Source organism: Rhizobium sp. P1_B8 (assembly GCF_056406515.1).
This window is the reverse complement of sequence record NZ_JBFTZZ010000043.1, coordinates 1-13,278: the sequence shown is the minus strand read 5'-3', so window position 1 is coordinate 13,278 and position 13,278 is coordinate 1. Positions and strand designations below refer to the sequence as shown.

General features: G+C 60.0%; 24 protein-coding genes. All 24 read right to left on the bottom strand.

Features of this window, described 5'->3' with window-relative positions:
* Positions 1-192: 192 nt before the first annotated feature.
* The gene (locus AC1D2N_RS33190; RefSeq protein WP_130652206.1) at positions 193-843 is read right to left on the bottom strand and encodes an adenylate kinase; all 651 of its coding nucleotides are present in this window, start codon (positions 841-843) and stop codon (positions 193-195) included.
* A complete protein-coding gene (gene secY, locus AC1D2N_RS33185) occupies positions 840-2,180 on the bottom strand; it encodes a preprotein translocase subunit SecY (protein ID WP_018447022.1) in 1,341 nt (446 codons plus the stop codon). Before secY ends, AC1D2N_RS33190 begins: the two co-directional genes overlap by 4 nt.
* Positions 2,181-2,415: 235 nt before the next feature.
* Entirely contained in the window at positions 2,416-2,892 is a 477-nt protein-coding gene (gene rplO, locus AC1D2N_RS33180) for a 50S ribosomal protein L15 (protein WP_003547567.1), read from the bottom strand.
* A gap of 16 nt (positions 2,893-2,908) precedes the next feature.
* Positions 2,909-3,118, bottom strand: coding sequence for a 50S ribosomal protein L30 (rpmD, locus tag AC1D2N_RS33175; protein WP_003547566.1), 210 nt, complete (start codon positions 3,116-3,118; stop codon positions 2,909-2,911).
* Between the two features lie 14 nt (positions 3,119-3,132).
* Entirely contained in the window at positions 3,133-3,702 is a 570-nt protein-coding gene (gene rpsE / locus AC1D2N_RS33170; RefSeq protein ID WP_017963908.1) for a 30S ribosomal protein S5, read from the bottom strand.
* A 130-nt stretch (positions 3,703-3,832) separates the two neighbouring features.
* On the bottom strand, positions 3,833-4,195 hold the full coding sequence (rplR, locus tag AC1D2N_RS33165; RefSeq protein WP_018241643.1) for a 50S ribosomal protein L18: 363 nt from the start codon (positions 4,193-4,195) through the stop codon (positions 3,833-3,835).
* Positions 4,196-4,207: 12 nt separating this feature from the next.
* Positions 4,208-4,741, bottom strand: coding sequence for a 50S ribosomal protein L6 (gene rplF, locus AC1D2N_RS33160; protein WP_017963907.1), 534 nt, complete (start codon positions 4,739-4,741; stop codon positions 4,208-4,210).
* A gap of 42 nt (positions 4,742-4,783) precedes the next feature.
* A complete protein-coding gene (gene rpsH / locus AC1D2N_RS33155; RefSeq protein WP_003547562.1) occupies positions 4,784-5,182 on the bottom strand; it encodes a 30S ribosomal protein S8 in 399 nt (132 codons plus the stop codon).
* A gap of 12 nt (positions 5,183-5,194) precedes the next feature.
* Positions 5,195-5,500, bottom strand: a complete 306-nt coding sequence (rpsN, locus tag AC1D2N_RS33150; protein ID WP_003547561.1) for a 30S ribosomal protein S14 — start codon at positions 5,498-5,500, stop codon at positions 5,195-5,197.
* 32 nt (positions 5,501-5,532) lie between these two features.
* Entirely contained in the window at positions 5,533-6,090 is a 558-nt protein-coding gene (gene rplE, locus AC1D2N_RS33145) for a 50S ribosomal protein L5 (protein ID WP_018067987.1), read from the bottom strand.
* Positions 6,083-6,391, bottom strand: coding sequence for a 50S ribosomal protein L24 (gene rplX, locus AC1D2N_RS33140; protein ID WP_003547559.1), 309 nt, complete (start codon positions 6,389-6,391; stop codon positions 6,083-6,085). Before rplX ends, rplE begins: the two co-directional genes overlap by 8 nt.
* A gap of 11 nt (positions 6,392-6,402) precedes the next feature.
* Positions 6,403-6,771, bottom strand: coding sequence for a 50S ribosomal protein L14 (gene rplN / locus AC1D2N_RS33135; RefSeq protein ID WP_003573790.1), 369 nt, complete (start codon positions 6,769-6,771; stop codon positions 6,403-6,405).
* Between the two features lie 259 nt (positions 6,772-7,030).
* Positions 7,031-7,270 carry a 30S ribosomal protein S17 gene (gene rpsQ, locus AC1D2N_RS33130; protein ID WP_003547557.1) on the bottom strand — a complete coding sequence of 80 codons (240 nt, stop codon included), beginning with the start codon at positions 7,268-7,270 and terminating at the stop codon, positions 7,031-7,033.
* Positions 7,271-7,282: 12 nt separating this feature from the next.
* A complete protein-coding gene (rpmC, locus tag AC1D2N_RS33125) occupies positions 7,283-7,483 on the bottom strand; it encodes a 50S ribosomal protein L29 (protein ID WP_018241642.1) in 201 nt (66 codons plus the stop codon).
* Between the two features lie 12 nt (positions 7,484-7,495).
* Positions 7,496-7,909, bottom strand: coding sequence for a 50S ribosomal protein L16 (rplP, locus tag AC1D2N_RS33120; protein ID WP_003573792.1), 414 nt, complete (start codon positions 7,907-7,909; stop codon positions 7,496-7,498).
* A gap of 36 nt (positions 7,910-7,945) precedes the next feature.
* Positions 7,946-8,677: a 30S ribosomal protein S3 gene (rpsC, locus tag AC1D2N_RS33115; RefSeq protein WP_003547554.1), complete on the bottom strand. Its 732-nt coding sequence runs from the start codon at positions 8,675-8,677 to the stop codon at positions 7,946-7,948.
* On the bottom strand, positions 8,677-9,066 hold the full coding sequence (rplV, locus tag AC1D2N_RS33110) for a 50S ribosomal protein L22 (RefSeq protein WP_003547553.1): 390 nt from the start codon (positions 9,064-9,066) through the stop codon (positions 8,677-8,679). The genes rpsC and rplV overlap by 1 nt, the downstream gene beginning before the upstream one ends.
* A gap of 2 nt (positions 9,067-9,068) precedes the next feature.
* Entirely contained in the window at positions 9,069-9,347 is a 279-nt protein-coding gene (gene rpsS / locus AC1D2N_RS33105; RefSeq protein ID WP_003547552.1) for a 30S ribosomal protein S19, read from the bottom strand.
* A gap of 15 nt (positions 9,348-9,362) precedes the next feature.
* On the bottom strand, positions 9,363-10,199 hold the full coding sequence (rplB, locus tag AC1D2N_RS33100) for a 50S ribosomal protein L2 (protein ID WP_018241641.1): 837 nt from the start codon (positions 10,197-10,199) through the stop codon (positions 9,363-9,365).
* A gap of 11 nt (positions 10,200-10,210) precedes the next feature.
* Positions 10,211-10,504, bottom strand: a complete 294-nt coding sequence (locus AC1D2N_RS33095) for a 50S ribosomal protein L23 (RefSeq protein ID WP_003547550.1) — start codon at positions 10,502-10,504, stop codon at positions 10,211-10,213.
* Positions 10,501-11,121 carry a 50S ribosomal protein L4 gene (gene rplD, locus AC1D2N_RS33090; RefSeq protein WP_003573800.1) on the bottom strand — a complete coding sequence of 207 codons (621 nt, stop codon included), beginning with the start codon at positions 11,119-11,121 and terminating at the stop codon, positions 10,501-10,503. The genes AC1D2N_RS33095 and rplD overlap by 4 nt, the downstream gene beginning before the upstream one ends.
* A gap of 13 nt (positions 11,122-11,134) precedes the next feature.
* Positions 11,135-11,776, bottom strand: coding sequence for a 50S ribosomal protein L3 (gene rplC / locus AC1D2N_RS33085; protein ID WP_477982783.1), 642 nt, complete (start codon positions 11,774-11,776; stop codon positions 11,135-11,137).
* 39 nt (positions 11,777-11,815) lie between these two features.
* Positions 11,816-12,124 carry a 30S ribosomal protein S10 gene (gene rpsJ / locus AC1D2N_RS33080; protein WP_003547547.1) on the bottom strand — a complete coding sequence of 103 codons (309 nt, stop codon included), beginning with the start codon at positions 12,122-12,124 and terminating at the stop codon, positions 11,816-11,818.
* Positions 12,125-12,186: 62 nt separating this feature from the next.
* On the bottom strand, positions 12,187-13,278 hold a 1,092-nt coding region (tuf, locus tag AC1D2N_RS33075; protein ID WP_477982781.1), incomplete at its 5' end, for an elongation factor Tu.

Genomic DNA, 13,278 nt, shown 5'->3' with positions numbered 1-13,278 from the left:
CGGCAAGTGGGCTTCGTTATGCGGCTCTTGAGAACCGCCCGTTCAGATTTACGTCCGCAACATGTCAAAACGACCGCACCCGGACTTCCCTGGGAAATCCGCGCCGATCGCATGGAATGTCGCGAGTTGGCGCGGTGTTTAGCGGAATCACTGCTGAAAAGCAACCGTTCCGCCAAGTTTATTTTCAAAGCCTTAAAGCTTGGAAAGAATGCTTTCGACCTCGGCCGTCACCTGATCGATCTCTGCCATGCCGTCCACGGACTTGAGCTTGCCCTTGGCATGGTAATAGCCGATCAGCGGCGAGGTTTCCTTGTAGTAGACCTGCAGCCGAGCCGTCATGGTCTCCGGGGTGTCATCGGGACGGCGCTTGAAGTGCGTCGAACCGCACTTGTCGCACACGCCCTCAGCAGCCGGAACCTTATCGGTATCGTGATAGACGCTGCCACACTGTGCACAGGAGTAGCGACCGGCAACACGTCGGATCAACTCGTCATCATCGACACGGAATTCAATGACGACGGAGAGGCCGAGACCCTTTGCCCTCAGCATCGCCTCGGTGGCATCAGCCTGGACAAGCGTCCTGGGGAAGCCGTCGAGAATGAAGCCGTTGGCGCAATCGGGTTGATCGATGCGCTCGGAAACGATGGCAATGACGATCTCATCCGAGACGAGCTTGCCGGCGTCCATGACCGCCTTCGCGCGCTTGCCGACATCCGTACCGGCGTTAACCGCTGCACGCAGCATGTCCCCCGTGGAAAGCTGCGGAATGCCGTGCTTTTCCACGATCCGCTGGGCCTGGGTTCCCTTACCCGCGCCCGGCGGCCCCAAAAGGATAAGTCTCATCGCCCCCTCTTTCCTCCACGCAACTTCGATTTCTTGATCAGGCCTTCGTATTGCTGAGCGATCAGGTGACCCTGGATCTGTGCAACCGTATCAAGAGTTACGCTAACCACGATCAAAAGCGAAGTCCCACCAAGGGCTAATGGAATGCCGGTTTGCGACACCAGAATCTCTGGGAGAATGCAGACGAAGACCAGATAGATCGCGCCGATCACCGTGATGCGGGTCAGCACATAGTCGATATATTCGGCGGTGCGCTCGCCCGGACGGATGCCGGGAATGAAGCCGCCATGCTTCTTCAAATTGTCGGCCGTGTCCTTCGGATTGAAGACGATGGCCGTATAGAAGAAGGCGAAGAAGGCGATCAGCGCGCCGTACAGCACCATGTAGAGCGGCTGGCCATGGCCGAGGGCCGCGACGATCGATGTCGCCCAGGAGGGCATTGCCGTGGTGTTGGCGAAACCCGCGACCGTTGCCGGCAGCAGCAGCAGCGACGACGCGAAGATCGCCGGAATGACACCTGAAGTGTTGAGCTTCAGCGGCAGGTGCGAGGTATCGCCCTGGAACATCCGATTACCAACCTGACGCTTCGGATACTGAATCAGCAGCCGGCGCTGGGCGCGCTCGACGAAGACGATGATGCCGATGACGGCGATCGCGACGACGATGACGAGCAGGATGAGGAAGGTCGACAGCGCACCGGTGCGGCCGAGTTCGAGCGTGCCGGCAAGAGCAGTGGGAAGGCCGGCGGCGATGCCGGCGAAAATGATCAGCGAGATGCCGTTGCCGATGCCGCGCGAGGTGATCTGCTCGCCGAGCCACATCAGGAACATCGTACCGCCGAGCAGCGTCAGAACGGTGGAAACACGGAAGAACCAGCCTGGCTCGACGACGAGGCCCTGGCCGCTTTCAAGGCCGGCGGCAATGCCATAGGCCTGAAGCGCACCGAGGATGACGGTACCATAGCGGGTATACTGGTTGATGATCTTACGGCCCTGCTCGCCTTCCTTCTTGAGGTTTTCGAGCGCCGGCACCACCGAGGTCATGAGCTGCACGATGATCGAAGCGGAGATATAGGGCATGATGCCGAGCGCGAAGATCGCCATGCGCTGAACAGCGCCGCCCGAGAACATGTTGAAAAGGCCGAGAATGCCGCCTGACTGGCCGCGGAAAGCCTGGGCATAGGCTTCGGGATTGAGACCCGGAAGCGGAATATGCGTGCCGAGTCGGTAGACGAGGAGAGCTGCCAGTGTGAACCACAGGCGCTTCTTCAAATCCTCTGCTTTGGCGAAGGTCGAAAAATTGAGGTTGGATGCCAATTGTTCCGCTGCAGAAGCCATGCGTTTCTCCGCGCTACCAATTCCGGCGTCTCTGGGGGACAGACCGGACCCGGAATCAGTATGAAATTATTCAAAACCGGGCTCAGGACGGATTGCGGCGCAACCCCTTGCCTCACCCTTGTTTTCGAGTCTTACCGGCATGACGCGGGCGCGCCAGCCAAGTTTTTGTGAGGCCCACATATGGGAGCAAAATCGCCCGGTGTGAAGCACCCCGGGCGATATATCATCAGATTATTTATTCGGCTGCAGCCGGAGCCGAAAGCAGCGTCACGGTGCCGCCGGCCTTTTCGATCTTCTCGACAGCAGGCTTGGAGGCGCCTGCAACGACGATGGTGATCTTGGCCTTGATCTCGCCGTCGGCGAGAACGCGAACGCCGTCCTTGACGCGGCGGATGACACCAGCAGCCTTGAGGGCAGCTGCGTCAACGGTCGTCTTGGCATCGAGCTTGCCGGCGTCGATCGCCGTCTGGATACGGGCCAGCGACACGACAACAAAATCGGAAGCGAAAATGTTGTTGAAGCCGCGCTTCGGCAGGCGACGATAGATCGGCATCTGGCCGCCTTCGAAGCCGTTGATGGCGACGCCCGAACGGGACTTCTGACCCTTCACGCCGCGACCACCTGTCTTGCCCGAGCCCGAACCGATACCGCGGCCGAGGCGCTTGCGGCTGTGGGTCGAGCCTTCGTTGTCCTTGATTTCATTGAGTTTCATGAGCGTTTCCTCCGTCTCACTTCTCGTCGACGACGCGAACGAGATGCTGGACAGCACGGATCATGCCACGAACCGAAGGAGTATCCTCCAGCGTGCGGCGACGGTGCATCTTGTTCAGTCCGAGACCGATCAGCGTGCGCTGCTGGACGTCCGGACGGCGGATCGGGCTGCCGATCTGTTCGATCGTGACAGTCTTCGCTTCAGCCTTCTTGGTAGCCTTGGCCATCTGTCAAACTCCTCTTATTCTTCAGAGGCGTTGCCGGAGGCGCCACGACGAGCCTGCAGCGTTGCATACTTGATGCCGCGCTGAGCTGCGATGTCCTTCGGGTGAACCTGGTGCTTCAGAGCGTCGAAGGTGGCGCGAACCATGTTGTAGGGGTTCGACGAACCGGTCGACTTGGCGACGACGTCGTGCATGCCGAGCGTCTCGAATACGGCGCGCATCGGACCGCCGGCGATGATGCCGGTACCGACTTTGGCCGAGCGCAGCAGAACCTTGCCGGCGCCGTGGCGGCCATGAACATCGTGATGCAGCGTACGGCCGTCACGCAGCGGTACGAAGATCAGCTCGCGCTTGGCGGCTTCGGTTGCCTTGCGGATGGCTTCCGGCACTTCACGTGCCTTGCCATGGCCGAAGCCGACGCGGCCCTTCTGGTCGCCGACGACGACGAGTGCTGCGAAACCAAAACGACGGCCGCCCTTGACGACCTTGGCGACGCGGTTGATCGCGACAAGCTTGTCGACGAATTCGCTATCGCGCTCTTCACGGCTCTGGCGGTCGTCCCGCTGCGGCCTTCTTTCCTGTGCCATTGTCCTCTTCCTTTTTCTTTTCCGGGTGCAATCGGCAAACAAATGTGGACCGCATCAGCCTCCCCTTTCGGAGATTGCCTGCGGTCCGGCGAAAATCCGGCCGGCGCTTGAGCGTTCGGCCGGAAACTGATCAGAAGGTGAGACCGCCTTCGCGGGCCGCTTCGGCGAGAGCCTTGATGCGGCCGTGATAGATGAAGGCGCCACGGTCGAACACGACTTCCGTAACACCGGCCTTGGAGGCGCGCTCTGCGAGGAGCTTGCCCACAACGGCAGCGGCGGCGGTATCGGCACCGGTCTTCAGAGAACCGCGCAGATCCTTCTCGAGAGTGGAGGCAGACGCAAGCGTCTTGCCGGCCACATCATCGATGACCTGGGCGTAGATGTTCTTCGAGGAGCGATGAACCGACAGGCGCGGACGGCCATTGGCCACCGACTTGAGATGACGGCGCACGCGGTTGGCACGACGTGCAAGTGCTTCTTTCCTGCTAGCCATTTCGCGTGATCCTTACTTCTTCTTGCCTTCTTTGCGGACGATCCGCTCGTCAGCGTACTTGACGCCCTTGCCCTTGTAAGGCTCGGGACCGCGATATTCGCGGATTTCGGCGGCAACCTGACCGACCTGCTGCTTGTTGATGCCGCTGACGACGATTTCCGTCGGCTTCGGAACAACGATCGAGATACCGACCGGCGGCTCGTAGATCACGTCGTGGCTGAAACCGAGAGCGAGCTGCAGGTTCTTGCCCTGCATGGCGGCGCGGTAACCGACGCCGTTGATTTCAAGCTTGCGCTCGAAACCGTCCTTGACGCCCTTGAAGATGCCTTCGATCATCGTGCGGGACATGCCCCACTTTGCGCGCGCATCCTTGGTCTGGTTCACCGGCGTCACGACGACGGCGTTATTTTCAAGCTTGAGGCTGATTTCGTCGTTAGCAACGAAAAACAGCTCGCCCTTCGGGCCCTTTGCAGTCACCTTCTGGCCATCGACCGTAGCCGTGATCCCAGCAGGCACCTGAACGGGCTTTTTACCGATACGAGACATGTTTCAATCCTGTCTGTTCGCTATGGAGATCCCTGCCCGATCTTAGAAGACCGAGCAAAGAACCTCGCCACCAACGTTCTGTTCGCGAGCCTGGTGATCGGCCATCACACCCTTCGGAGTCGAAAGGATGGTGATGCCGAGACCGTTCGCGACCTGCGGAATGGACTTGACCGAGACATAAACCCGGCGGCCCGGCTTGGACACACGGCCGATCTCACGGATCACCGATGCGCCTTCGTAATATTTCAGCTCGATGCTGAGTTCCGACTTGCCATTGCCGAAATCGACAACGGAATAGCCACGGATGTAGCCTTCGGACTGCAGAACATCGAGAACACGTGCACGGAGCTTCGAAGCAGGCGTCGAGACCGACGACTTGCGGCGGGAAGCGCCGTTACGGATGCGAGTGAGCATATCGCCCAACGGATCAGTCATTGTCATGTAACCTGCTCCTTACCAGCTCGACTTGACGATACCCGGCACCTTGCCGAGATTGCCGAGTTCACGCAGCGCAATACGCGACATGCGCAGTTTGCGGTAATATGCGCGCGGACGCCCCGAAACTTCGCAACGGTTGCGAATACGGGTCTTCGATCCATCACGCGGCAGGGATGCCAGCTTGATCGAGGCCTTGAACCGCTCTTCGATCGGAAGAGCCTGGTTCATGATGATCGCCTTCAAACCAGCCCGCTTAGCGGCCTGGTTGGCGACCGTAGTACGGCGGCGCTTGTTCTTTTCAACTGCGCTTGTCTTCGCCATGTCAGGTTCCTTTTCTACGCTCGTCGTTACGGTTATTGACGGAACGGGAAGCTGAACTCTTTCAGAAGAGCCCGTGCTTCGTCGTCGGTCGTCGCCGTCGTGCAAACGATGATGTCCATGCCCCACATCTGATCAACCTTGTCGTAGTTGATCTCAGGGAACACAATGTGCTCCTTGATGCCCATGGCGAAGTTGCCACGGCCGTCAAAGCTCTTCGGGTTCAGGCCGCGGAAGTCGCGAACGCGCGGGAGCGCGATGTTCACGAGGCGGTCCATGAACTCGTACATGCGGGCGCCGCGCAGGGTGACCTTCGCGCCGATCGGCATCTGTTCGCGGACCTTGAAGCCTGCGATAGAGTTACGTGCGCGGGTGATGACCGGCTTCTGGCCGGCGATCGCAGCGAGGTCGGCGGCAGCTACCGTCGGCTTCTTCGAGTCAGCGGTCGCTTCGCCGACACCCATGTTGATCACGATCTTGTCGAGCTTCGGGATCATCATCTCGTTGGCGTAGGAGAACTGCTCCTGCATCGCCTTGCGGATGCGCTCGACATATTCCTTCTTGAGCCGCGGCTCATATTTTGCCTCAGCCATCGATCACTTCTCCAGAACGCTTGGCCACACGGACCTTCTTGCCGTCAACAACCTTGAAACCGACGCGGGTCGGCTTGCCGTCCTTGTCGATGATTGCAACGTTGGACAGGTGAACCGGGGCTTCCTTGTTGATGATGCCGGCTTCCTGGGTCTGCGTCTGGCGCTGGTGGCGCTTGACGACGTTGACGCCACGAACAACGGCACGATCTTCCTTCGGCATGACCTGAACAACTTCGCCGGTACGGCCCTTGTCCTTGCCAGCGAGCATGACGACCTTGTCGCCCTTACGAATCTTCTGCATCGCTTCGCTCCTTACAGTACTTCGGGAGCCAGCGAGATGATCTTCATGTGGTTCTTGGCGCGAAGTTCGCGCGGAACCGGTCCGAAGATACGGGTGCCGATCGGCTCTTTCTTGTTGTCGATGAGGACTGCTGCGTTGGTGTCGAAGCGGATGACGGAGCCATCCGGACGACGGATATCCTTGGCGGTGCGAACGACAACCGCCTTCATCACGTCACCCTTCTTCACACGGCCGCGCGGGATCGCTTCCTTGATCGAAACGACGATGACGTCGCCGATCGAGGCATACTTGCGCTTCGAGCCGCCCAGCACCTTGATGCACATGACACGACGTGCGCCGGAATTATCCGCGACGTCGAGGTTTGTTTGCATCTGAATCATATCAGGTCGCCTTCTTGGTTTACCGGAATGGTTGGGCTAGCCCCCTACTCCGGCTTATGAAAATTTTCGCCGGCCGAGCTGCCATGACGGCAGCACAGACGCGGCAATAGCTGAATAGCGCGGGATCGATCGTGCCAGGGTGGTTTCCCGAACGGGACCTTCCGTGCGCTCAAAGCAAAAGAACGCCCGGCATTCGAGCGTTCTGACGCTGCTTCATACAGATATTTCGGCGAGACGCAAGGCCTCGCGCAAAATTCTGTCACTTGCCCTGGGCGGAAATCACCGTCCAGCGCTTGTCCTTGGAAATCGGCGCGCATTCCTCGATGGATACGGTATCGCCGATCTTGTACTGGTTGTTCTCGTCGTGGGCCTTGTACTTCTTGGAACGACGAACGGTCTTCTGGAGCAGCGGGTGAGCGAAACGACGCTCGACACGAACCACTACCGTCTTCTCGTTCTTGTCGCCAACGACGACGCCCTGCAGGATGCGCTTCGGCATATTTTTCTTCCTTTAGGCCTTAACTTCTGCCGCCTTCTGGCGGGCAATGGTTTTCACGCGGGCGATGTCCTTGCGGACTTCGTTGATGCGCGAGGACTTTTCGAGCTGGCCGGTTGCCTTCTGAAAGCGCAGGTTGAACTGCTCCTTCTTCAGCTTGGCAAGCTCGTCCTTGAGTTGGTCAGCGCTGAACGCGCGAACGTCTGAGGCTTTCATGAGCTCAATCCCTTACTCTGCAATGCGCTGAACGAAGCGCGTCTTGACCGAGAGCTTGGCAGAGCCGAGGCGAAGCGCCTCACGGGCGATTTCTTCGCTGACACCGTCGATCTCGAACATCATACGGCCGGGCTTGACCTTGCATGCCCAGTATTCAACGGAGCCCTTACCCTTACCCATACGGACTTCGGTCGGCTTTGCGGTTACCGGAACGTCCGGGAACACGCGGATCCATACACGGCCGGCGCGCTTCATATAACGCGTGATCGCGCGGCGGGCCGCTTCGATCTCGCGCGCGTTGACGCGGTTGGGTTCCTGTGCCTTCAGGCCGAATTCGCCGAATGCCAGGTCAGAACCGCCCTTGGCGACGCCCTTGATGCGGCCCTTGAACTGCTTGCGGTACTTGGTACGCTTTGGCTGCAACATTTTCTTATTCTCCGAACTTCTCTGCCACGCGCGCTATCAAGCGTTGTCGCGGCGACGGTCTCTGTCGCGGTCACGATCACGGCTTGCCGGACCCTGGGCGTCACCTTCCATCGCACGGCGCTCGGAAGCCATCGGATCATGCTCAAGGATTTCTCCCTTGAAGATCCAGACCTTGATGCCGCAGATGCCGAATGCGGTTTCTGCTTCAGCCGTGCCGTAGTCGATGTCGGCGCGCAGCGTGTGCAACGGCACACGACCTTCGCGGTACCATTCCGTACGGGCGATTTCAGCACCGCCGAGACGGCCGGCGCAGGTGATCTTGATGCCTTCGGCGCCAAGACGCATCGCCGACTGAACGGCGCGCTTCATGGCGCGGCGGAAAGCCACGCGACGCTCGAGCTGCTGGGCGATCGACTGAGCGACCAGCGTCGCATCGACTTCGGGCTTGCGCACTTCGACGATGTTGAGGTGCGTTTCCGAATTCGTCATCTCCGACAGCTTCTTGCGGAGCTTGTCGATGTCTGCGCCCTTGCGGCCGATGATCAGGCCCGGACGTGCCGAGTGGATCGTGACGCGGCACTTCTTGTGCGGACGCTCGATGACCACCTTGGAGATCCCGGCCTGCTTCAGTTCGCTCATGACGAACTTGCGCATCTTCAGGTCTTCGTGCAGCAGCTGGCCGTACTCGGCATTGTCCGCAAACCAGCGGCTATCCCAGGTACGGTTGATGCCGAGGCGGAAACCGATTGGATTGATTTTCTGACCCATTATGCGGCCTCCTCTGCTGCCTGCACTTCACGAACGACGATCGTCAGGTGCGCGAAGGGCTTTTCAATGCGCGACGCACGACCGCGGCCACGAGCGTGGAAACGCTTCATGACGATCGACTTGCCCACATAGGCCTCGGCGACAACCAGCGAGTCGACGTCGAGATCGTGGTTGTTCTCGGCGTTGGCGATCGCAGATTCGAGCGTCTTCTTGACGGCGCCTGCGATGCGCTTGCGGGAGAACTCCAGCTCAGCGAGTGCGCGCTCGACCTTCTTGCCGCGGATAGCCGCAGCAACCAGGTTGAGCTTCTGGGGGCTGACGCGGAGCGTGCGGGCGACTGCTTGCGCCTCGTTGTCCTTCAGCCGGCGTTCGGCTTTTGCCTTGCCCATTGTTACTTCCTCTTCGCCTTCTTGTCCGCGCCGTGACCGTAGTAGGTGCGGGTCGGAGAGAATTCACCGAATTTGTGGCCGACCATGTCTTCATTGACGCTGACCGGGATATGCTTGCTGCCGTTGTAGACGCCGAAGGTGAGACCGACGAACTGCGGCAGGATCGTGGAGCGACGGCTCCAGATCTTGATCACTTCACTGCGACCGCCTTCACGAACCTTCTCAGCCTTCTTGAGAAGATAGCCGTCAACGAACGGACCTTTCCATACTGAACGAGCCATTGGAGACTTCCTCTCTTACTTCTTACGCTGATGACGCGAGCGCATGATCATCTTGTCGGTCGACTTGTTCGACCGGGTGCGCTTGCCCTTGGTCGGCTTGCCCCACGGTGTCACCGGATGGCGACCACCGGAAGTGCGGCCTTCACCACCGCCGTGCGGATGGTCGACCGGGTTCATGACAACACCGCGGTTATGCGGACGCTTGCCGCGCCAAACGGTACGACCGGCCTTGCCGTCGTTGATGTTGGCGTGGTCAGGGTTGGAGACGGCGCCGATCGAAGCAAGGCAGGAGCCATGAACGAGACGCTGTTCACCGGAGTTCAGGCGAAGGATCGCCATGCCCTGGTCGCGGCCGACGAGCTGTGCGTAGCCACCGGCGGAGCGAGCGATCTGACCACCCTTGCCCGGCTTCATTTCCACGTTGTGGATGATGGAGCCGACCGGGATGAACTGCAGCGGCATAGTGTTGCCGGGCTTGACGTCGACAGCCTTCTCGGAAGCGATAACCTTGTCACCGGCAGCCAGGCGCTGAGGAGCGAGGATATAAGCCTTTTCGCCGTCAGCATAGTTCACCAGCGCGATGAAAGCCGTGCGGTTCGGATCGTATTCGATACGCTCGACCGTGCCTTCGATGTCGAACTTGCGACGCTTGAAGTCGATCAGACGATAGGTGCGCTTGTGACCGCCGCCGATGAAGCGGGCGGTGATGCGACCGAGGTTGTTACGACCGCCGCTCTTGGTCAGACCTTCCGTCAACGCCTTGACCGGCTTGCCCTTGTAGAGGGCCGAGCGGTCGACGATGACCAGCTGGCGCTGGCTCGGGGTGATCGGATTGAATGTTTTCAATGCCATTTTCTTATACCTCAGAGACCGGTGGAGACGTCGATCGTCTGGCCTTCAGCCAGCGTCACAACAGCCTTCTTCACGTCCTTCTGCTTGCCGACGAAACCGCGGAACCGCTTGGTCTTGCCCTTGCGCAGCAGAGTGTTGACAGCCGTGACCTTGACGCCGAACAGCGCCTCGACCGCAGCCTTGATTTCCGGCTTCGTCGCCTGCTTGGCGACATTGAAAACAACCTGGTTGTTTTCGGATACCAGCGTGGATTTTTCGGTGATCGCCGGAGAGACGATCACATCGTAGTGGCGAAGATCGGTCACTTGAATCGCTCCTCTAGCGCTTCAACCGCAGCCTTGGAAAGCACGAGCTTGCCGCGGCGCACGATGTCGTAAACGTTGATGCCCTGGATCGGCAGAACATCGATGTTCGGGATGTTCTGAGCTGCGAGCTTGAAGTTGCCGTCAAGCTCTGCGCCGCCGATGAAGAGGGCGTTGGTCAGGCCGAGCGTCTCGAAAACGGACGCGAGAGCCTTGGTCTTGGCTTCGGTGGCAACCAGGTTGTCGATGACGATGACGTCATCGGCCTTGATCTTGGCCGAAAGGGCGTGGCGAAGGCCGAGTGCACGAACCTTCTTCGGAAGATCGTGCTCGTGGCTGCGGACGACCGGGCCGTGGGCCTTGCCGCCGCCGCGGAACTGCGGAGCGCGAGCCGAATGGTGGCGGGCGCGGCCCGTACCCTTCTGCTTGTACATCTTGGCGCCGGTGCGCGAAACTTCAGCGCGGCCCTTAGCCTTGTGCGTGCCCTGCTGCTTCTTGGCAAGCTGCCAGCGAATGACGCGGGCGAGAATGTCTTCACGGGGCTCGAGGCCGAAAATCGCGTCCGAAAGGGAAACCTTCCCGGCGTCTTTTCCCTCGAGGGTCTTGACGTTGAATTCCATTGATCTGGCTCCCTTACTTCGCGGCCGACTTGACGGCGTCGCGCACGATGATCCAAGCACCCTTGGAACCAGGAACAGCACCCTTGATCAGGATCAGACCACGATCTTCGTCGGTCGAAACCACTTCCAGGTTCTGCGTCGTGACGCGCGTCTGGCCCATGTGACCAGCCATCTTCTTGTTCTTGAAAACCTTGCCCGGATCCTGGCGCGAGCCGGTCGAACCGTGCGAGCGGTGAGACACCGACACACCGTGCGTGGCACGCAGACCGCCGAAACCGTGGCGCTTCATGGCGCCGGCAAAACCCTTACCGATCGTCGTGCCCGTCACGTCGACGAGCTGACCGGCTGCAAAGTGACCCGCCTTGATCTCAGTGCCGATCTCGAGCAGCTGATCTTCCGACACGCGGAATTCAGTGAGCTTGGCCTTCGGCTCGACGTTGGCAATGGCAAAGTGGCCACGCATCGCCTTCGACGTGTTCTTCACCTTCGCCTGGCCGGCACCGAGCTGAACTGCGGTATAGCCATTCTTTTCGACAGTGCGCGTGGCTACGACCTGGCAGCCTTCCATACGCAGTACCGTTACCGGGACATGCTCGCCGGCGTCGTTATAGACGCGGGTCATTCCCACCTTCTGTGCAATCACACCTGAACGCATCGGTTCAATCCTTCTCACTCAGCCCGAAGACCCGAGGTCTCAGAGCTTGATCTCAACATCGACACCGGCGGCGAGATCGAGCTTCATCAGCGCGTCTACCGTCTGCGGGGTCGGGTCAACGATATCGAGAAGGCGCTTATGCGTGCGCATCTCGAACTGTTCGCGGCTCTTCTTGTCGATGTGCGGGGACCGGTTGACCGTAAACTTCTCGATGCGGGTCGGAAGCGGAACGGGGCCCCGGACGCTTGCACCGGTGCGCTTAGCCGTCGATACGATCTCGCGCGTGGAGGCATCGAGAATCCGGTGATCGAACGCCTTCAGGCGGATGCGGATATTCTGGCCGTTCATTCGACTTTATCCTTGTGTCTGTTATCCGCGTGTCACCACTTAGGGACACGACTTACCTTCAGTTACGTTCCGGCGCCGACGGTGCGGCCGCCTTCGCGGATCGCGAAGCGCAGCTTTTCTTCCATCGCGATCGGAACGATCAGCTCGACGGCAACCGTGACGTTGTCGCCCGGCATCACCATCTCCGTGCCTTCCGGCAGCGTCACAATGCCCGTCACGTCGGTCGTGCGGAAGTAGAACTGCGGACGGTAGTTGGTGAAGAACGGCGTATGACGGCCACCCTCTTCCTTCGTCAGGATGTAGGCTTCTGCCATGAACTTCTTGTGCGGCTTGACAGAGCCGGGCTTGGCCAGGATCTGGCCACGCTCGACGCCGTCACGGTTCACACCGCGGATCAGCGCACCGATGTTGTCGCCAGCCTGGCCCTGATCGAGCAGCTTGCGGAACATTTCAACGCCGGTCACCGTCGTCTTCGAGGTCGGACGGATGCCGACGATCTCGACTTCTTCGCCAACCTTGACAATGCCACGCTCGACGCGGCCGGTCACAACCGTGCCGCGGCCCGAGATCGAGAACACGTCTTCGATCGGCATCAGGAACGGCTGGTCGATCGGACGCTCAGGCGTCGGGATGTAGGCGTCAACAGCAGCCATCAGCTCGCGGATCGCGTCTTCGCCGATCTTCTTGTCCGAATCTTCRAGAGCAGCAAGKGCCGAACCCTTGACGACCGGGATATCGTCGCCCGGGAAGTCGTAGGACGACAGCAGTTCGCGAACTTCGAGCTCGACCAGTTCGAGAAGCTCGGCGTCGTCWACCTGGTCGACCTTGTTYAGGAACACMACGATTGCCGGAACGCCGACCTGGCGRGCCAGCAGGATGTGTTCGCGCGTCTGCGGCATCGGGCCGTCAGCGGCCGAGCACACCAGGATCGCGCCGTCCATCTGGGCAGCACCGGTGATCATGTTCTTGACGTAGTCGGCGTGGCCGGGGCAGTCGACGTGCGCGTAGTGGCGGGCCGGCGTCTCATACTCGACGTGCGCCGTCGAGATGGTGATGCCACGGGCCTTTTCTTCCGGAGCCGCGTCGATCTGATCGTACGCCTTGTACTCACCGAAGTACTTCGTGATCGCTGCCGTCAGAGACGTCTTCGTCTT